Genomic DNA, 772 nt, shown 5'->3' on the forward strand with positions numbered 1-772 from the left:
CAGCGCCGGCTCGCCGTGCATCGCGCGCGCCGCCTTGACCGCGAACTGATGCAGCGCTTCGATGACAAGGAGCGCCGGCCGCGCGCTCGACCAGTCGCGATACCGTCGCGGATCGGCGTCGCCCGCGAAGCGCGCGGGATCGGACGGATCGCGGATCACGCGACAAAGGGCAAGAAAGCCTGGCCGCGCCGTCTCGCTCCCCCTCTCAAACCGGGTATGTCTCATTGTTATGCCTTGTTATGTCTGTGTTTTGGCTTCCCGAACCCCGGCGACCGCTCTCACATCGTCCGGTGTCGTGCGAATCGACTGCTGAATGGCTGCGAGTGTATCGATTCGTCGTCGAAAGAAACGATCATGCGACCAATTGCAGAAACGGGCGACGAACCGCGCTTGGCGCCGATGGAATGCAACGCGGGTGCGCCCGACCGCGCGCCGTGCCGGTGCGCGCAAGCGGGCGCGGCCGGCCGCCGCTCGTCGGGGAGGAATACCGTTCGTCCGCGCGTTCCACCATTCGTCGCACCGCGCAATTCGGGGGAGCGGTTCCCGCTAAGGTGGCGACATGGATCAGATACCCCGGGAGGTGCCCATGTTGGCGGCCAGCTTGAGTCATGTCACGAAAACCTATGGAACAGGCGCGCTCGCCGTCGCGGCGGCCGACGATGCGTCGCTCGATATCGTCGCGAACCGCTTCACGGTGATGTCCGGCCCTTCCGGCAGCGGCAAGACGACGTTGCTCAATCTGCTCGGCGGCATCGATCGCCCGATGCGCGGC

Annotated in this window: 1 protein-coding gene; it reads left to right on the forward strand. The window is 66.1% G+C overall.

What is annotated here, in order from left to right; all coding sequences use genetic code 11:
• Positions 1 to 589: 589 nt before the first annotated feature.
• Positions 590 to 772, forward strand: a 183-nt coding sequence (locus tag VL15_RS38995; RefSeq protein ID WP_155420435.1) for an ATP-binding cassette domain-containing protein, incomplete at its 3' end; no start/stop codon positions are given.

The organism is Burkholderia cepacia (assembly GCF_001039005.1).
In the GTDB taxonomy this organism is placed as follows: domain Bacteria; phylum Pseudomonadota; class Gammaproteobacteria; order Burkholderiales; family Burkholderiaceae; genus Burkholderia; species Burkholderia theae.